The organism is Diaminobutyricibacter sp. McL0608 (assembly GCF_039613825.1).
Classification (GTDB): Bacteria; Actinomycetota; Actinomycetes; order Actinomycetales; family Microbacteriaceae; genus Diaminobutyricibacter.
Genome location: NZ_CP154826.1, coordinates 401,555 through 419,257, shown reverse-complemented (window position 1 = coordinate 419,257; position 17,703 = coordinate 401,555). Strand labels below are relative to the sequence as shown.

Sequence of the window (17,703 nt, the reverse complement as noted above, 5' to 3'; positions counted from 1 at the left end):
TGATCAGGCCTCCGGCAGAGTGCTGCCGAACTGCCTGCTCGTGAGCGCCTGAACGTCGCGATCGAGGTCGCCGACCCGCTTGTCTATCGTCGCCACTCCTGCTTCAACTCCGTCCAGCCTGGTCTCAACCCGATCGAGCCGGGTCTCCACCCGATCGAAACGGCGGCCCACTTCATCGAAACGGAGTTCGATCGTCTCGAACCTTATCTTCGCCTCCGTTCGGAGACTCTTGAGTTCTGCAACGAATTCCGTGCGGAGGCCGCCGAGCTCGGTTGCGATCTCGCGCCGGAAGCTCTCGAATTGAGTGGTCATCGTTCGGGTCAGCAGATGCATGATGGCAACGAGGGCGGAAACGAGGGTCGCAAGGACGACCCCGATCATGGTCCAGGTCTGTGGTTCAGTCAAAGTCACTCCTCTAGCGTGCCGGATGCGTTGTTATAACGCTAGGCATGTATTAGGAATGGCAGGCTTTCGCGACTGAATCTGTGGACAAAACCAGAAACCGGCCCTCTGTGGAGGAGTCTACGAACGGTTGGAGATCTGGATCATCTCGTCACGCGGGACCACCTTGATCCGCACGCGCCCCTCGGCCTCGCCGAGCGCGAGTTCATGCGAATCCAGATTGTGCCAGCCCTCGAGGTTCGTGTACTCCACGCCGCGTTCGTGCAGCAGCCGCACGATCGACTCCTCCGACGGGTCGACCGGCGTCCACCAGTTGCCCTGGTCGTTGATGACGTGCTTGATCGTCTCCATCGCATCCGACTTGGTGTGCCCGATGAGGCCGACCGGCCCACGCTTGATCCAGCCGGTCGCGTAGACGCCGTACATGCGCGTGTTGTCGGTCTTGTGGAGCACCTGTCCCTCGCGGTTCGGGATCACGCCGTGCTTCTCGTCATACGGGATGCCGTCGAGTGGGGACCCGAAGTAGCCGACGGCCCGATAGAGGGCGCGGATCGGGACCTCGCGGATCTCGCCGGTCCCGCGGACGCCGCCCTCCCCATCCGGAGCCGTCCGCTCGTAACGGATCGCGGACACGTGGCCGGTGCCGTCGTCGACGATCTCCAGTGGCTTCGCGTAGAAGTGCAGGTGCAGCCTGCGCGACGCCGAGCCGACCTCTCGCTGGCGCCACTGCTGCAGCACGCGGTCGATGACCATGACCTGCTTGTTGCTGGCGATCGCCGCCTTCGACGCGTCGTCGTAGTCGAAGTCCTCTTCGTAGACGATCATGTCGACGTCGTTCAGCTCACCCAGCTCCCGCAGTTCGAGCGGAGTGAACTTCACCTGCGCCGGACCGCGGCGACCGAACACGTGCACGTCCGTCACCGGCGACGACTTCAGGATCTCGTAGACGTTCGCCGGGATCTCCGTCGGCAGCAGGTCGTCGGCGTGCTTGGCGAGCATGCGGGAGACGTCGAGGGCCACGTTGCCGTTGCCGATCACGGCGACAGACTCGGCCTCGAGCGGCCACGTGCGCGGCACATCCGGGTGACCGTCGAACCAGCTCACGAACTCGGCGGCGCCGTACGAGCCCTCGAGATCGACGCCCGGGATGTCCAGGTCGGAATCACGGATGGCGCCCGTCGCGAAGATCACCGCGTTGTAGTGCTTCTTCAGGTCGTCGAGGGTGATGTCTGTGCCGAAATGCACATTGCCGAAGAGGCGGATGTCACCACGATCCACGACCTCGCGCAGCGCGGTGATGATGCCCTTGATGCGCGGATGGTCGGGCGCGACGCCGTATCGGACCAGTCCGTAGGGCGCCGGAAGCTGCTCGAAGAGGTCGATGGAGACGTCGAAGCCGCGCTCGGCTTTCAGCAGGATGTCCGCGGCGTAGATGCCGGCGGGCCCCGCCCCGACGATGGCCAGTCTCAATTTGGTCATGCCTGATCGCTCTTTCTAGCTGGATCGTTCGACGATGGTGTCAGCGAAACGCGTGAGCGCCTTCTTGACCGGGCCGTCGGGCAGAGGGTCGATCGCTTCGACGGCCTCCCGCGCCCACCGGTGTGCTTCGTCGAGGGTCTGACGGGTGACGTCGTGCTCACGGAGGGCGGCGATCGCGGCGATGGCGGCCGCTGTCGCCGGGCCGTCGTCGGCGGTGCCGATGACGTCGCGCTCCAGTCGCCCGAGCAGTTCGCGCGCATCCTCGTCGGTCAAGGCCCGCTCGCGGAGGCGCAGCAGCGGCAGGGTGGCGACACCCGCACGCAGATCAGTGCCGGGGGTCTTGCCCGTCTCCGCTTCCGCTCCCGCCAGGTCGATGACGTCGTCGATGAGCTGGAACGCCACACCGACCTTCTCCCCGAAGACCACGACAGGCTGTTCGTATTCGGACGGCGCACCGGAGAACGCCACGCCCATCTGAGCGGCGGCGGCGATCAGCGAGCCGGTCTTGTCGGAGAGTACCTGGAGGTAGTGCTCGACCGGGTCTTCGCCGTCGCGTGGGCCGATGGTCTCGTGCAGCTGGCCGAGGCAGAGCCGTTCGAAGGTGTCGGCCTGCAGGTTGATCGCCCGTTCGCCGAGGGATGCGACCATCTTGCTGGCCCGCGCGAAGAGCAGGTCACCGGTGAGCACGGCCACCGAATTGCCCCAGACGGTCTGGGCGCTCGGAACGCCACGGCGCATCTGCGCCTCGTCCATCACGTCGTCGTGGTACAGCGAGGCAAGGTGCGTGATCTCGATCGCCTCGGCGGCGGTCAGCACTTCGGGGGTGTTGCCGTTGCCGAGCTGAGCCGTGAGCAGGGTGAGCATCGGCCGCACGCGCTTGCCCCCCGCCTCGAGCAGGTAGCGGGCCGTCACATCCGCGAGGTTGTCCGCAAAACGCATCTCGGCGTGCAGTCCTTCTTCGACGCGGGCGAGGCCTGCGTCGACCGCGGCGGCGAAATGCTTGTCTTCGCTGGACGCGAAGATGCGGTCGCTCAGGCCGACCTGACCCGAGAGCGAGGTGCCCCGCCTGACGACCGGAACGCTTGAAGCCACTACTCCCCCTCGGTGAGCGGCACGAAACCGCGATGCAATGCGACGATCCCCGCCGTGAGATTGCGATAGGCGACGCGTTCGAGGCCGGCCTCGCGCATCCATTCGCTCAGCACCGGCTGGCTGGGCCATTCCGCAATCGAGTCCATCAGGTATTCGTATGCCACGGGGTTCGAGCTCGCCACACGTACGAGCACAGGCATACCGTACCGCAGGTACGCGAAATAGCCTTTGCGCACGAGAGCCGCTGGAGGACGCGAGAACTCGCAGATGACGACGCGACCGCCGGGCTTCGTCACGCGCCGGAACTCGGCGAGCGCCGCCTTGGGGTTGACGATGTTGCGGAGGCCGAAGGAGATGGTGACCGCGTCGAATTCGTCGTCTGCGAACGGAAGGGCCGTCGCATCCGCCTGCACGAATTCGATGAAAGGGTTTCCGGCCTGGCGCTCACGGCCTACCTCGATCATGCCCGCGGAGAAATCGGCCGCGATGACCCGCGCGCCGGTGCGGGACAACGATGCGCTGGACGTGCCCGTGCCGGCGGCGACATCGAGGATGAGCTCACCGGGTCTCGGATCGACCGCACGCGTGGTCGCATATCTCCACAGCGCCGCGTTGCCGGCGGACAGGATCGTGTTCGTCCTGTCGTAGTGCGTCGACACCTCGTCGAACATCGCAGCGACCTGCTCGGGCTTCTTGCTCAGGTCGGCCTTACTCACTGTGCTAGCTTACCTTTCACTTCGAACCCCCATCCCGCGCGCATCGGACGCTCAGTTCCGCGGGCGTAGGCTTGAGCAGTGACTCCCCTTTCGACTACGGCGCACGAACCACGCGTCGTCGAACTCACGGTCGAGACCACCCCCCTCGACGACGTCCTCCAGTTGCTGCCGTTCCTCGACGCCCGCCGTCCACTGCTGTGGATGAGAAAGGGCGAGGGCCTCGCCGGAATCGGCACGGCACTCCGTCTCGAGTTCACCGGGCCCGATCGTATGCGCAAAGCGGCAATCGCCTGGCGCGAGGTGGTCGCGGCTGCGACCGTCGCCGATCCGATCGGCAAGCCGGGAACGGGACTCGTCGCATTCGGCACCTTCGCCTTCGCCGACGACAGCGCCCTCACCAGCGTTCTCATCGTGCCGGAGGTCGTCATCGGCCGCCGCGGCGGCCGCTCCTGGATCACCCGTATCCGTCCGACGGGCTCCGATGCCGAGACCACGACGCCGCGCCCGACCGCGTTCGGCGCCGAATACCGTCTCTCACTCCTGCCGGGCTCGCTCAAGCCCGCCGCGTACCGCGAGGCTGTGGCGGATGCCGTGACGCACATCCGCGCCCACGATCTGGGCAAAGTCGTGCTCGCTCGCGATCTCGTCGGCCACCTCCCTCTCGAGTCCGATGTGCGCCGCGCCCTCGTAGAGCTCGCGCTCGGCTATCCGGACTGCTGGACGTTCGCGGTCGACGGCCTGGTCGGGTCGAGTCCGGAGACACTCGTTCGCGTCGACCACGGGACGGTGAGCGCCCGGGTCCTCGCCGGGACTATCTCCCGCGGGCCGGATGGCGCCTCCGATCACCAGGCCGCCGTCGAACTGGCGGCCAGCCTCAAAGACCTCGACGAGCATCAGTTCGCCGTCACGAGCGTGCTCGCGGCGCTCGAACCGCACAGCAGCTCGCTTGAGACGAGCGCACTGCCGTTCACCCTCAAGCTTCCGAACCTCTGGCATCTCGCCACCGATGTCGCCGGAACGCTCAGCGACGGCTCGACCTCGCTCGACCTCATCGACGCGCTCCACCCGACTGCCGCGGTGGCCGGGACCCCGACCGTCGACGCCCTGGAGATCATCCGCCGTCTCGAACCGTTCGACCGTGGCCGCTACGCGGGCCCCGTCGGCTGGGTCGGTGCGGATGGCGACGGCGAGTGGGCCATCGCCCTCCGGTGCGCTCAACTGGCCGAGACCGGCGACCTCACCGCGTATGCCGGATGCGGCATCGTGGCCGAGTCCGACCCCGAACGCGAGCTGGCGGAGACGACGATGAAGTTCCGCCCCATCGTGGAGGCGTTCGGCTAAGAGGCCGCGAGCCGCGCCTTCTCCGCCTCGATGTCGTAGCCGACCTCGGGCCAGCCGAGGTCGAGACCGTCGAGGGCCTCGATCAGCAGGTGCTGCACGGCGAGGCGCGCATACCATTTGTGGTCGGCGGGGATCACGTACCACGGCGCCCAGTCGGTCGAGGTCTTCTCGAACACGCGCTGGAACGCATCCTGGTATTCGTCCCAGTGGAGCCGTTCGTCCACATCCGCCGGGTTGTACTTCCAGTGCTTGTCCTCGCGGTCGAGCCGCCGCGTGAGCCGCTTCTTCTGCTCGTCTTTGCTGATGTGCAGCATCACCTTCACGATGACCGTCCCTGAATCGACGAGACCGAGCTCGAAGCGGTTGATCGCGTCATATCTGCGCTCGATCTCCTTCGGCGGCACCAGCTCTCGGACCCGTGCGATGAGCACATCCTCGTAGTGGGAACGGTCGAAGACCCCCAACTCGCCTGCCGCGGGCACCTGCTTGGCGACGCGCCAGAGGAAGTCGTGCGCCAGTTCGACCTCGTTCGGCTTCTTGAAAGCCACGTAGTGAACGCCGTTCGGGTCGACCGCACGGATGACGTGCGTCACGATCCCGCCTTTTCCCGCCGTGTCCATCGCCTGAAGCACCAGGAGCACCTGCCGCCTCGTGCCGACGGTACCGGCGGCGAACAGCCTCTCCTGGAGTTCGCGGAGCACGGCGGACCCTTCGCTCAGCGCATATGCGCCGTGCTTCTTTCCGCGATCGAACCCGGGCCGGGCATTCGTCGGACTCGTGGCGAGCACGAAACCGTCACGGACCCTCAGGAGGTCGCGCGGGTCATCGGTCCAGAAGGTTTCACGCATGAGCCGGATCTCCTCGTCGTCGAAGGACTCCATGCTCGCACGCCGTGGCCCGGCCCGCCCCCTGCGGCGCGGCGTCCGTACGGCGATGTCGCGTGCGGCGATATCGCGGCTGGGAGTCTCAGCGGTCGAGCGGGATCTCGAGGATGCTCGGCCCGACCGGGGGCGCGGACAGCGCCTGATCGAGCTCGCCTCGTGTTCTTGCGAATTGGTGGTGCCAGCCGTAGGCGCGGGCGAGTGCGGCGATGTCGACCCGCTGCGGCGTGTACATGACCCGGTCGAGCGAGGCTGCCGGGGCGGTCGCGGCGACCTCGAGGCCGTCGAAGATCGTGCCGCCGCCGTCGTTGCCGACGATCAGCTGCACCTGCGGGCGCGGTTCGCCGTCACCGAGCAGGAGCGAGCCGGCGTCGTGGAGCAGAGCGAGATCGCCGAGCAGCACCCGCGTGACACCGGATGCCTCTCCCGTGGTCTCGGCGCATGCCCGGCTCGCCAGCGCGATCCCGATCGCGGTCGAGATGGTGCCGTCGATTCCGGCGAGTCCGCGGTTCGCATGTACCCGGATGCGCTTGCCCGGCACGATCCGGTCGGCGTCACGGATCAGGCGGGACGCGCCGAGGACGAGCCGGTCGTGCGGCCAGGTGAACCGCCACAGCGCCTCGGCCAGCATCGGGCGCGTGATCGGAGCCCTCACCGCGGCCAGTTCTGCGCGGGCGAACGCGCCGCGTTCGACCGGATCGGACGACATCGCCCTGTCGAGGTCGGGGGCGGCGATGCCGGGGTCGGATGCGCGCTCCGCGTCTTCCCGGATCGCACGGCTCGCGAAGACCCAGCGTCCGACCCACGCGCGCGCTTCCGGCGAGCGCGGATCGACGCCCGGTGGAGCGGCGACCGCGCCCACGATGGTCGCCCGGCGGCCGGGGTTGTAGGCCTCCGCCCCGCGTGGAGCGACGACGATCGTCTCGACGCCGTCGCGTACGAGCAGCGCGGGGACTTCGCGACTGAGCGTCGGGTGGCCGAAGACGATCGCCCGTTCGACGACACCACCGAAGTCGTCGTCTGCGAGAAGTTCTCGGTAGGCGACGACCAGGTTCGGTCCGAACCGGGCGCCGCTCGACACCTCGGCCAGGAGGGGCCAGCCGCCGGCGCGCGCGAGCTCTTCGGCGTCAGGTCCTGAGCCCGCGCCTGCGATCACGATGGTTCGCGGTCCTGCGGAGACTTCGAGACGAGAACGTCCGATGGTCATCGACTGTCCCGGCTCGCCGGGCACCGCATCCGCCACCGCCTTCGGCGGCACAGCCACCGAAAGGGGCTCGCGGAACGCGATGTTCAGGTGAACGGGGCCCGGGTCGCCGCTCGCGGTCCCGAGTGCCGCATCCACCGCCGCCCGTGCGAGATCGCGGGCGCTCCCCCCATCTGCACGACCGCCCTGCGGCGCATCGACGTCGGTGCTGAACCGCGCGGCCGAACCGAACAGACCCGGTTGCATCGTGGTCTGGTTCGACCGGATGCCTCGCAGTTCGGCCGGTCGGTCGGCGGTGATGACGATCATCGGAACAGTCGAATGGTGGGCTTCGAGCACGGCGGGGTGGAGGTTGGCGGTGGCGGTGCCACTCGTTGTGATGACCACGGCGGGCCGACCGCTCTCCACCGCGAGGCCCAGCGCGAGGAACCCGGAAACGCGCTCGTCGATGCGCACGTGCAGGCGGGCGGATGCGGCCTGCTCGAGCTCCGCGGCCACGAGGGCGAGCGCCTGCGACCGCGAGCCGGGGCTCAGAACGATGTCGCGCACGCCGAGGCGCACGAATTCTGTCAGAAGGGCGAGCGAGTAGTCGGTGGCAGGATTGCCGGTCGGGGCATCATGCATCCCGACGGCCGGTTTGGTCGTTCTCTCCGCCATCCCCGTCGAGTTCGGAGAGCTCCTGCTCGAGGCGACGGATGCGCTCCTCCTGGTCGCGGTCGGCGGCCAGTCGTTTCAGGAACTCCGGATCGTCGTCGGGAGCCACGGTGCGCAGGCCCGCCGGGCTCTTGCGACGGCCGCGGCCGATCAGGAACCAGAGGACGCCCCCGATGATCGGGAACAGGATGATGATGAGAAGCCAGATCGGCTTGGGAAGGCCACGCACTCGCGCTCGGTCGAACAGCGCGCAGTCCACCACGGAGTAGATGTAAAAGACCGCGGCAACGACGCCGAGGACGATCCAGAGGCGAACCATGGATCAATCGTAACTCTCAGAGTGTGTCTCTAAGCTGGGAGCGTGAAAGGCATTCCCTCCTGGGTCACGTATACGGTGCTCCGGCTCCTCGTATTCATCGTCCCCCTCGCGATCCTGCTCCTCCTCGGCGTGGAGGCCTGGATCTCCGTGGTCGCCGCGGCGCTGATCGGGCTGTGCCTCTCCTACATCCTTCTGCGGCGCCCGCGTGACGCGGTCTCGCGCGACCTCTACGAGGTGCGGCACCGTGAGAAGGCGCCGGTCTCAGTCGACGACGAGGCGGAGGATTCCGCGATCGACTCGGTGGCCGACACCGCCGACCGCGCCGAACCCGGCTCCGATCAGAAGGCGTAGGCCGCGCCGAGCGCGATCGCGACCGCCAGCCCGGTGAAGCTCGTCAGCTGCAGGGCGAGGATGAGTTCGCGCGCCGTCTTGGCGGTCAGCACGATGATGCAGGCGGGGATCGCGAGCAGCAGGGCGAAGAACCCGAGCCACGCGATCGGGTAGAAGACCGCCATCACTGCGAGGATTCCGAACGGGACCAGCAGCAACACGCAGAACACGATGCGGGACGCCACGTTGCCGATGAGCACGGCGAGCGTGCGCTTGCGCGCCTGCTTGTCGGGACCGATGTCGCGGATGTTGTTGACCATCAGCACCGCGCAGGCGATCAGCCCGGCGATGAGCGCGCCGTACCAGGACTCCTGGTTCACCATCCCGGCGAGCATGTAGGTGGTGCCGGCAGTGGCGACCAGGCCGAAGAACACGAAGACGAACACTTCGCCGAGCCCGTAGTAGCCGTACGGCCGCTTGCCGCCGGTGTAGAACCACGCTGCCGCGATCGCCGCCGCACCCACCACGAGCATCCACCAGTGCTGGGTCAGGAAGACGAGGGCGAGCCCCGCCAACGCTCCGAGAGCGAAGAACGACAACGCGACCAGCAGCACCGTGCGCGGCTTCGCCCGCCCGGAGCCGGTCAGCCGGCTCGGCCCGACCCGGTACTGGTCCGTCCCCCGGACCCCGTCCGAGTAATCGTTCGCGTAGTTGACCCCGATCTGCAGGAACACCGCCACCAGAAGGCAGAGCACCGCACGGACCGGGTGATAGATGCCGGCGCCGTCAGCGATCGTCGCCGCCCCCGTGCCGATGATGACGGCCGAGATCCCGAGAGGAAGGGTGCGCAGCCGCGCACCGGCGATCCAGTCGGATGAGGTGGCCGGCTTGACCGCCCCTGGGCGCCGGCTCCGCCCCGCTGAGGCCGGGTTTCCGGTGCGCTTCGCGGGCTTCGACTTCTGGTTCCTGGTGCGGTTCTGACTCATCACAGAGCGCATTCTATCCACGCGCGCTATGTCACCGGAGGCACGTCCAGCAGCCGTGTTATCGCAACCCGATCGGGCTTTCCGCTTGCGAGCATCGGCAGCCGGACGAGGCGGACGATCCCGGCGGGCGCGGCCGCGCGACCGAGGGCATCCCCCACGACAGAGCGGAGGGCGGCCAGGTCGACGGTCGAAGGCGAGTCGACGACGACGACCGGCACCTGCCCCCACTCGGAACTGCTCCGGGCGAGCACGACCGCGTGCTCGAAACCCGGCTGTGCACGAACTATGCGCTCGACTGCGTCGAGGAGCACCTTCTCGCCCCCGGAGATGATCACGTTGTCCGCGCGGCCCGTCACGACGACTGTGCCCTCGTCGAGGTGGCCGAGGTCTCCCGTTCGGTACCAGCGGTGGCCCGCATCGACGTGGAAGGCGTCGTCCGTTCTGGCCGGGTCATCGAGATAGCCTTCGGCGAGCGTCGGCCCCGCGATCTCGAGCAGGCCCCGCACGCTGCGCACGACGGTGCTGCCGATCGGGATGCCGTTGTAGACGCATCCGCCCGCCGTCTCGCTCGAACCGTAGGTCGCGGTGAGCGCGACGCCACGTGCATCCGCCCGCTGGCGAAGCGTCGGCGCGAGCGCCTGGCCGCCGACGAGGATCCCGTCGAAGGCGCGAAGCGCGTCGAGCACGTGCGGATTCTCCTCAGCGGCATCCAGAAGTCGCGCGAGCTGGACGGGCACCAGCGACACGAACCGGGCATCCGCCGTCATCGATGCAGCCAGGTCGGCGAAAGCGACCGGATCGAAATGACCAGGAGGGAGCATCAGCGGGTCGGTTCCCGCTGCCACCGACCGCACGAGGACCTGCACGCCGGCGACATAATGCGCGGGGAGCGCCAGAAGCCACTGTCCCTGGCCGCCCAGCGCACTCGCTGACGCCGCGGCGCTCGCGAGCAGGGCGTCCGCCGACAGCGCGACCCGCTTCGGAACTCCGGTCGAGCCCGAGGTCTCGACGACCAGTGCGACGTTCTGGGGCACGATCGCGGGGCTCCTGGCGGCATCGGCGCCCGCGCTGCTTCCGGTGTCGCGCGGCAGCACCGCCGGTCCGGTGCCGGAGAGCACATCCCGAACGGCCTCGAGCACCGCCTCGGCCTGGGCAGAGTCGACGACGCGGAGAGGCCGGGTCACCTCAGTACTGCCACGGGAAGGGCGACCAGTCCGGATCCCGTTTCTCGAGGAAGGAGTCGCGGCCCTCGACCGCTTCGTCGGTGCCGTACGCCAGGCGCGTCGCCTCCCCGGCGAACACCTGCTGGCCGACCAGCCCATCGTCCACGGCATTGAAGGCGAACTTCAGCATCCGGATCGCCGTCGGCGACTTGGTCAGGATCTCGTTCGCCCACTCGAGCGCAGTCGACTCGAGTCGCTCGTGAGGGACCACCGCGTTCACCGCGCCCATCTCGTAGGCGCGCTGGGCCGAGTACTCACGAGCGAGGAAGAAGACCTCCCGCGCTGACTTCTGGCCTACCTGGCGAGCGAAATACGCGCTGCCGTAGCCGGCGTCGAACGACCCGACATCCGCATCCGTCTGCTTGAACCGGCCGTGCTCGGCGCTCGCGATGGTGAGATCGCAGACCACGTGGAGCGAGTGGCCGCCGCCGGCAGCCCAGCCGGGGACGACCGCGATGACGACCTTCGGCATGAACCGGATGAGCCGCTGCACCTCGAGGATGTGGAGCCGGCCGCTGCGGGCGGCATCGATGCCCGACGCCGTCTCTCCGTCGGCATACTTGTAGCCATCCCGGCCCCGGATGCGCTGGTCACCACCCGAGCAGAACGCCCAGCCGCCGTCCTTCGGGCTGGGGCCGTTCCCAGTGAGGAGGACCACGCCGATCCGCGGGTTCGTGCGCGCGTCGTCGAGCGTCGTGTAGAGCTCGTCGACTGTGTGCGGACGGAACGCGTTCCTCACCTCCGGCCTGTTGAAGGCGATACGCGCCACCCGACCGGAGAGGTCGTGGTGATAGGTGATGTCCGTGAGCCGGTCGAAGCCGGGAACGGGCTTCCATGCGCTCGGGTCGAAGATCTCAGAAACCGCCGGTGCCATGCCACAAGCCTAGGGTCTGGCGCTGGCGTCGCCACGTGGTCTGCGTGCAAGACTGGGAGGATGCTGCCTGAGCTGGCCGAACTGTTGGCGAACGCTCGCGTCGTCGCCCTGCCGATGCGAACGCGTTTTCGTGGAATCACCGTTCGCGAGGCCGTCCTGATCGAGGGCCCGGAAGGGTGGACGGAGTTCTCGCCGTTCGTCGAATACGACGATCGCGAGTCCGCGGCCTGGCTGCACGCCGCGATCGACTTCGGGTGGCGGCCCACCCCGCCGCTGCAGCGTCTGGCGATCCCGGTCAACGCAACTGTGCCGGCTGTGACCGCGGCTGAGGTCGCCGACGTGCTCGCCCGGTACCCCGGCTGCCGCACGGCGAAAGTCAAAGTCGCCGAACCCGGGCAGTCGCTCGCCGACGACGTCGCACGCGTGCGTGCGGTTCGTGCGACCCTCGGGCCCGAGGGCAGGATTCGCGTGGACGCCAACACGCTCTGGAACGTCGACGAGGCCGAGCACGCCATCCACGCACTGGCCGAATTCGACCTCGAATACGTCGAGCAGCCGTGCGCCACCATCGACGAGCTCGCGGAGATCCGCCGGCGAACCAAATACATGGGTGTGCCGATCGCTGCCGACGAGAGTGTGCGCAAGGCCACTGACCCTCTGGCGGTTGCGAAGGCGCGCGCCGCCGACGTACTGATCCTGAAGGCGCAGCCGCTCGGAGGAATCCATTCCGCCCTGCGCATCGTTGCAGACGTCGAACTGCCGGTCGTCGTGTCGAGCGCGATCGACACCTCTGTAGGAATCGCGATGGGCGCCTATCTCGCTGCGGCCATTCCGGCGCTCGACTACGACTGCGGACTCGGAACGGCTGCGATGTTCATCGACGACGTGACCGATGAGCCACTCGTTCCTGTTGACGGGATGATCGCTGTCGGCCGCCCAGTGGTCAGCGAACAGCGTCTCGTCGCGCTCGCGGCCGGAGCCGAACGCACGCAGTGGTGGCTCGATCGACTCACGCGCTGCTTCCACCTGGTCGAGCGGGCCGAAGCGCTCTGACCCTGCGCTCTGAGAACGACGTGGGAATGGCGCCTGCTGTCCGTGCGTTGGCCATCGTTACACGCGCCGCATCGTAGCCCGCGCATCCGCACCGCATCCCTGGCACCGCATCCGAACCACACCTTCGCAGAAAGGCCGGAACATGGCAGCACTGCTCCCGGTTCGTGCACGTTTCTGGACGGCCGCCGCCGTGGTCGTCGTCGCACTGTGGTCGAGCGGTGCTCCGGCGCTCGTGTACCCGGTCTACGAGCAGGTCTGGGGACTCACTCCCGCTGTGATCACCGGGATCTTCGCGGTCTACCCGGTCGTGCTGGTCGTCGTGCTCGTGGTGTTCGGTGGCATCTCCGACTACGTCGGGCGGCGGACGACGATGCTCGCCGGGCTGGGGTCCATTGCGCTCGGAGTGCTGATCTTCGCGATCGCCCCCGATGTCGCCTGGCTGTTCGTCGGACGGATCTTCCAGGGCATCGGCGTCGGCCTCGCTCTCAGCCCGGCGGGCGCGGCGCTCGTCGAGTACGGCAGAAGTGTGTCGTGGGCAAGCTCGATCAACACGCTCGCGACCGCGGTAGGCCTGACCATCGCCACGGTGCTCGGCGGCGGGCTCGTGCAATACGCGCCGTGGCCGCGCGAACTGACTTTCTGGGTGCTCCTGCTTGTGACGCTGGCTCTGACCGTCGCGGTCTACTTCCTTCCGCGCCACGATCGGAGCGCGGCTCCGGGCGCCCGCTGGCGACCGCGGCCGATCCGTGTGCCCCGAGAACTGCGGGGCGTCGTGACCGCTGCATCTCTCGGAGCGGCCACCAGCTTCGCCGTCGGCGCGGTGCTCATCTCACTCGGCGCACAGTTGATCAAGGATGTGCTGCACACGGACAACGCGCTCATCGCCGGGCTCGTGCTCGGCATCAGCGCCTTCGTCGGCGGCTGGGTGTCGATCGCGGCACGGCATCTGGCGCCGCGCGTCGCCGTCGCGTCAGGAGCACTCCTCGGCGCGTTCGCGATCGGACTCCTCGTGGTCAGCGCGAACCTCTCCTCACTGCTCCTTTTCGTCGTGACGTCGGTGATCTTCGGTGCTGCCTACGGGATGCTCTTCCTCGGCAGCCTCGGACTCATCAACCGCTACGCACAGCCCGATCACCGCGCCGGGACGCTCTCGGTCGTCTACCTCGTCGCCTACCTCGGACAGGGAACGGTCGCGATCGGGCTCGGATTCCTCGCGACGGCGCTCGGCCTGGCACCGGCGCTGTCCATCGTCGGACCGGTGCTCATCCTGCTCGCGCTCGCGGCAGCCGGGGCAGCGATCTTCTTCGGGCGGCCCTCACTGGAGAAGCCGTCGGATGCGGCGGTCCAGCCTCGCGACGCGGTCGCCGAGCCGGGCGGCGGCGTGCGCCCCTAGGCGCGGCGCCTGCCCCGCACCCTGTCGCAGGGCGACCGGCGGGCGTAGCCTGAGAGGTGTCGTCGAAGGGGATGATGGACTATGCAGGCATCGGTTGGAGACAGGCTCGTCATCCACGGCAAGACCGTCGAGAGTCCGGATCGCTCAGGCGAGGTGCTGGAGGTCCACGGCACGGACGGCGCACCGCCGTACCTCGTGCGGTTCGATGACGGACACGAGACGCTGGTCTACCCGGGCACCGACACGGTCATCCGGCACGCAGACGCGTAGCCGCGGCGCTCGCGAACTCTCGTCGCACTAGGTGTGCCTCACCGCACTAGGTGTACTTAGTGCGCCGGGACACAGCTAGTGCGGCGAAGGCCTGCATCCGGCGGCGACGCCGCACCCATCAGAGGCCGGAGTAGGCGTGCAGTCCGTGGAAGAAGACATTGACGACGCCGAAGTTGAACATCACGGCCGAGAAGCCGATGATCGCCAGCCAGGCCGACCGGGAGCCGCGCCATCCCCTGGTGGCACGCGCGTGGATGTACCCCGCGTAGATCACCCAGATGATGAAGGTCCACACCTCTTTGGTGTCCCAGCCCCAGTAGCGACCCCAGGCCTTCTCGGCCCAGATGGCTCCGGCGATCAGCGTGAACGTCCAGAATATGAAGCCGACGATGTTGACCCGGTACGCGAGGTTCTCGAGTGTCTTGGATCCGGGGATAGTCGCGAGGAAACGGAACTGCTGCGGGCGCGACTCTTCGATCTGGCGCTCGCGTCGTGCCTGAAGCAGTTGAAGCCCGGAGAGAGCGAAACCGAGCGCGAAGAACGCCGTGCCGAGGATGGCCACCATGATGTGGATGACCAGCCAGTAGGACTGGAGTGCCGGCGGGAGCGGGACCACCGGAACGTAGTACTGAACCGTCGCGATCATCAGCAGGATGCACACGAGGCCGAGCACGAAGGTGCCGAGGTATTTCAGGTCGAAGCGCAGGTTCACGAGGAGGAAGACGCCGACGATGACGAGGGTGCCGGTCATCGAGAATTCCCACATGTTCGCCCACGGCACGCGACCGGCCGCCACACCCCGAAGGATGTCCGCGGTGAGGTGGAACGCGAATCCGAGGATCGTGAGCGCGAAGGCGACGCGCAGGCTCTTCGACGTCGCGCCACCGCGGTGGACTTCGTCTTCGACGCGGGTGCTGATGCGGGTGAGGGTCGTGGTCGATCCGCCCGCTTGCGCAGCCTCGGCGGCCTCGGCCCGTCGCTCGACGGCGCTCGGAACCTCGGCTGGAATGGTCGCTCGGGCGCCTCGACGCGCCAGGTCGAGAGCGAACGCCACGAAGGCCAACGCGTAGATGCCCATCGCGGAGTAGATGCAGAGCGTGGAGAGCTGAGCCAGGGTGTCAGTCACGGTGTAAGCCTAAGTGTTTTCGGTTCTGGTGAGTGCAGCAATATGCCGGTCGCGAGTGAGCTCACGGCCGCAGCGAGGTTCGGGTCGTCGCCGCGTGCGAGAGCCGCGTACTCGAGGGTGAGCGCTCCGTCGTCACCCCGAATGGCTTTTACCCAGATCCGACGGCGCGGCACGAAGAGCGATGTCAGCAGTCCCGCAAGCACAAGGATCGCGAAGAGCAGCACCCATCCCTGGGTCGGGTCGTGGTGCACATCGAGGGATGCGAAACGCTTGACGTTGTCGAAGCTGACGCTGCCGAGTCCGTTCGGCAACTGCACTGTCTGGCCCGGCGCGAGTTCGAGCGCCTTGAGTTTCGCGCCCGGTCCGGTCAGCTGAGTCAGCTTGTCGGTGTCGAGGTTGTACACGGACTGAGGGACGCCCGAGTTGACCCCGAGGTCGCCCTGGTACACATTCAGCGTCAGTAGCGGGTTCTTCAAACCGGGGAAGGTGGATGCGAACGCACCCGAAGCGGTCTGGCTGTCTCCCTTGGTCGGATAGAAGAAGCCGATCATCCCGAGCTGTTTCGCCAGTCCGTCCGGGACCTTGATGACGCCGAGCGACGTGAGATTCGGGTCCTGGGGCAGGAAGGGCACCGAGTCCTGGAACACGATCGTGCCGTCGGGGTCCCGCACCGTCACGGTCGGCGCATACCCGTTGCCGAGCAGATAGACCTGGGTCCCACCGATCTCGAGCGGGTCGTTGACCTTGATGGTCGTGGTCGCGGATGCCGAGCCCGGCCCATCGGTCGTGACGTGCGCCGTGTAGTCGAGCGGCTGGCCCATCGCATTCACGTTCTTCGTCTCATACGCGACATCGAGGCTGTCGACCCGGATGGAGAACGGCTGCAGCGATGAGTCATTGAAGAACCGGCCCGGGTTGAACGAGTTGTACGACGGGAGACTGTTGACGAAACTCTGTCCTTCGACGACGACCTTCTGCCCGTTGTAGCCGAAGCCGCCGCCGAGGCCGACCGCGAGCAGGATTCCCACGAGCGCCGAGTGGAACACGAGGTTGCCGGTTTCGCGCAGATATCCGCGCTCGGCCGAGACGGAGGTCGACCGCGCGTCCTCGAACAGGGCGACGCGATAACCGCCTTTGCGGAGGAGTTCTCGCGCTGCGGCGATCGGCTCTCCGGCGTTCCGTGCTTCTTCGCTGGAGAGGGTGCGGGTCTGGAATCCGGCCATCCGCGCCAGTCGCACGGGTGTGCGCGGCGGCTTCGCCCGCAGCGCGTCGAAGTGGTGCTTCGTTCGCGGGATGACGCAGCCGACGAGCGAAGCGAACAGCAGCAGGTAGATGGCGGAGAACCACACCGACGTGTAGACGTCGAATGCCTGGAGCTTGTCGAGGAAGGGCGCGATGTCGGGGTGAGCCTGGAAGTACTGGGTCACACCGTTGGGGTCGGAACTGCGCTGGGGCACCAGAGAGCCGGGGACGGCCGCGATGGCCAGGAGAAGAAGCAGGAACAGCGCTGTGCGCATGCTCGTGAGCTGCCGCCAGAACCAGCGGAGCCAGCCGACGAAGCCCAGCTTCGGCTGGTTGATGTCGGTCTCCTGCGGTGGCGCCGCCGAGTCGATGTGGTCAGAGGGCCGGCTCAAAACCTGTGATCACCGCCAAGAATTGGGACATGATCAGGCTCCACAGCCCAGTGACCATAAGGACGCCGATGACAATGAGAAGTGCACCGCCGATGATGTTGATGGCACGGATGTGCCGTTTGAGGAATGCGACCGAGGACGCGACCCACTCGTAGCCGAGCGCGACGAGCAGGAAGGGGACCCCGAGCCCGATGCAGTAGAAGAGACCGAGGAGCGCGCCGCGCCAGGGCGACCCGCTGCCGACGCTGAGCGCGTTGATGGCGATGAGGGTGGGACCGAAGCACGGTGTCCATCCGATTCCGAAGACGATCCCCAGCACGGGCGCTCCGATGAGGCCGGTCGCGGGGCGCCAATTGGGCTTGATGGTCTTCTGCAGGAACGAGAACTGCCCGACGAAAACCAGCCCCATCAGGATGACCACCACACCGAGGACACGCACGACGATGTCCTGCCAGCGGATCAGCCATGCCCCGAGCGCGCCGAAGGCGGCCCCGTAGGCGATGAAGACGATCGCGAACCCGAGCACGAAGAGTGCGACGCCGGTGAGGAGCCGCGATCGATCGCGCTTCTCCCCGGGCTCGCTGAAGCCGCCGACGTAGGCGAGGTAGCCGGGGACGAGCGGCAGGATGCACGGGGATGCGAACGACACCAGCCCGGCGAGCAGCGCGATCGGCAGCGCAAGCAGAAGCTGCCCGCTGAAGACGATCTGTCCGATTCCGCTCACGT

General features: G+C 67.5%; 18 protein-coding genes. 5 read left to right on the top strand and 13 right to left on the bottom strand.

The window, feature by feature from the left end; genetic code table 11:
- Positions 1-3 precede the first annotated feature (3 nt).
- The 4 genes from AAYO93_RS02005 to AAYO93_RS01990 form a co-directional block, all read right to left on the bottom strand.
- A complete protein-coding gene (locus tag AAYO93_RS02005) occupies positions 4-405 on the bottom strand; it encodes a hypothetical protein (protein WP_345763355.1) in 402 nt (133 codons plus the stop codon).
- A gap of 117 nt (positions 406-522) precedes the next feature.
- Positions 523-1,881, bottom strand: a complete 1,359-nt coding sequence (locus tag AAYO93_RS02000) for an FAD-dependent oxidoreductase (protein ID WP_345763354.1) — start codon at positions 1,879-1,881, stop codon at positions 523-525.
- A 15-nt stretch (positions 1,882-1,896) separates the two neighbouring features.
- Entirely contained in the window at positions 1,897-2,973 is a 1,077-nt protein-coding gene (locus AAYO93_RS01995) for a polyprenyl synthetase family protein (protein ID WP_345763353.1), read from the bottom strand.
- Positions 2,973-3,689: a class I SAM-dependent methyltransferase gene (locus tag AAYO93_RS01990; protein ID WP_345763352.1), complete on the bottom strand. Its 717-nt coding sequence runs from the start codon at positions 3,687-3,689 to the stop codon at positions 2,973-2,975. Before AAYO93_RS01990 ends, AAYO93_RS01995 begins: the two co-directional genes overlap by 1 nt.
- 78 nt (positions 3,690-3,767) lie before the next feature.
- Here AAYO93_RS01990 and AAYO93_RS01985 point away from each other — a divergent pair, with 78 nt between their 5' ends.
- Positions 3,768-5,030, top strand: coding sequence for an isochorismate synthase (locus AAYO93_RS01985; RefSeq protein ID WP_345763351.1), 1,263 nt, complete (start codon positions 3,768-3,770; stop codon positions 5,028-5,030).
- Here the strand turns inward: AAYO93_RS01985 and AAYO93_RS01980 are convergent.
- The 3 genes from AAYO93_RS01980 to AAYO93_RS01970 form a co-directional block, all read right to left on the bottom strand.
- Complete coding sequence (locus AAYO93_RS01980) at positions 5,027-5,878, bottom strand: PPK2 family polyphosphate kinase (RefSeq protein WP_345764942.1); 852 nt, start codon at positions 5,876-5,878, stop codon at positions 5,027-5,029. The genes AAYO93_RS01985 and AAYO93_RS01980 overlap by 4 nt on opposite strands.
- A gap of 118 nt (positions 5,879-5,996) precedes the next feature.
- Complete coding sequence (menD, locus tag AAYO93_RS01975) at positions 5,997-7,772, bottom strand: 2-succinyl-5-enolpyruvyl-6-hydroxy-3-cyclohexene-1-carboxylic-acid synthase (protein ID WP_345763350.1); 1,776 nt, start codon at positions 7,770-7,772, stop codon at positions 5,997-5,999.
- Positions 7,732-8,088 (bottom strand): PLDc N-terminal domain-containing protein, encoded by a 357-nt coding sequence (locus AAYO93_RS01970; RefSeq protein ID WP_345763349.1) that lies wholly within the window; start codon positions 8,086-8,088, stop codon positions 7,732-7,734. The genes menD and AAYO93_RS01970 overlap by 41 nt, the downstream gene beginning before the upstream one ends.
- Positions 8,089-8,130: 42 nt before the next feature.
- Between AAYO93_RS01970 and AAYO93_RS01965 the strand changes: the two genes are divergently transcribed.
- Complete coding sequence (locus AAYO93_RS01965) at positions 8,131-8,439, top strand: DUF4229 domain-containing protein (RefSeq protein WP_345763348.1); 309 nt, start codon at positions 8,131-8,133, stop codon at positions 8,437-8,439.
- On the opposite strand, the gene AAYO93_RS01960 is transcribed toward AAYO93_RS01965, so the two are convergent.
- From AAYO93_RS01960 to AAYO93_RS01950, 3 genes are read right to left on the bottom strand one after another with little or no spacing between them, the layout of a single operon-like run.
- A complete protein-coding gene (locus AAYO93_RS01960) occupies positions 8,427-9,404 on the bottom strand; it encodes a 1,4-dihydroxy-2-naphthoate polyprenyltransferase (RefSeq protein WP_345764941.1) in 978 nt (325 codons plus the stop codon). The two genes, AAYO93_RS01965 and AAYO93_RS01960, sit on opposite strands and share 13 nt — an antisense overlap.
- A gap of 26 nt (positions 9,405-9,430) precedes the next feature.
- Positions 9,431-10,588 carry an AMP-binding protein gene (locus AAYO93_RS01955; protein ID WP_345763347.1) on the bottom strand — a complete coding sequence of 386 codons (1,158 nt, stop codon included), beginning with the start codon at positions 10,586-10,588 and terminating at the stop codon, positions 9,431-9,433.
- A gap of 1 nt (position 10,589) precedes the next feature.
- Positions 10,590-11,501: a 1,4-dihydroxy-2-naphthoyl-CoA synthase gene (locus tag AAYO93_RS01950; protein WP_345763346.1), complete on the bottom strand. Its 912-nt coding sequence runs from the start codon at positions 11,499-11,501 to the stop codon at positions 10,590-10,592.
- A 60-nt stretch (positions 11,502-11,561) separates the two neighbouring features.
- Between AAYO93_RS01950 and AAYO93_RS01945 the strand changes: the two genes are divergently transcribed.
- The 3 genes from AAYO93_RS01945 (at position 11,562) to AAYO93_RS01935 (ending at position 14,217) form a co-directional block, all read left to right on the top strand.
- Complete coding sequence (locus tag AAYO93_RS01945) at positions 11,562-12,554, top strand: o-succinylbenzoate synthase (RefSeq protein WP_345763345.1); 993 nt, start codon at positions 11,562-11,564, stop codon at positions 12,552-12,554.
- 142 nt (positions 12,555-12,696) lie between these two features.
- Complete coding sequence (locus AAYO93_RS01940) at positions 12,697-13,947, top strand: MFS transporter (RefSeq protein ID WP_345763344.1); 1,251 nt, start codon at positions 12,697-12,699, stop codon at positions 13,945-13,947.
- Positions 13,948-14,028: 81 nt separating this feature from the next.
- The gene (locus tag AAYO93_RS01935; RefSeq protein WP_345763343.1) at positions 14,029-14,217 is read left to right on the top strand and encodes a DUF1918 domain-containing protein; all 189 of its coding nucleotides are present in this window, start codon (positions 14,029-14,031) and stop codon (positions 14,215-14,217) included.
- Positions 14,218-14,335: 118 nt separating this feature from the next.
- On the opposite strand, the gene ccsB is transcribed toward AAYO93_RS01935, so the two are convergent.
- The 3 genes from ccsB to AAYO93_RS01920 are packed head-to-tail and all read right to left on the bottom strand — an operon-like array spanning position 14,336 to position 17,701.
- Positions 14,336-15,343: a c-type cytochrome biogenesis protein CcsB gene (gene ccsB / locus AAYO93_RS01930; RefSeq protein ID WP_345763342.1), complete on the bottom strand. Its 1,008-nt coding sequence runs from the start codon at positions 15,341-15,343 to the stop codon at positions 14,336-14,338.
- Complete coding sequence (gene resB / locus AAYO93_RS01925) at positions 15,340-16,977, bottom strand: cytochrome c biogenesis protein ResB (RefSeq protein WP_345763341.1); 1,638 nt, start codon at positions 16,975-16,977, stop codon at positions 15,340-15,342. The genes ccsB and resB overlap by 4 nt, the downstream gene beginning before the upstream one ends.
- Positions 16,961-17,701: a cytochrome c biogenesis CcdA family protein gene (locus AAYO93_RS01920; RefSeq protein WP_345763340.1), complete on the bottom strand. Its 741-nt coding sequence runs from the start codon at positions 17,699-17,701 to the stop codon at positions 16,961-16,963. The genes resB and AAYO93_RS01920 overlap by 17 nt, the downstream gene beginning before the upstream one ends.
- Between the last annotated feature and the right edge of the window lie 2 nt (positions 17,702-17,703).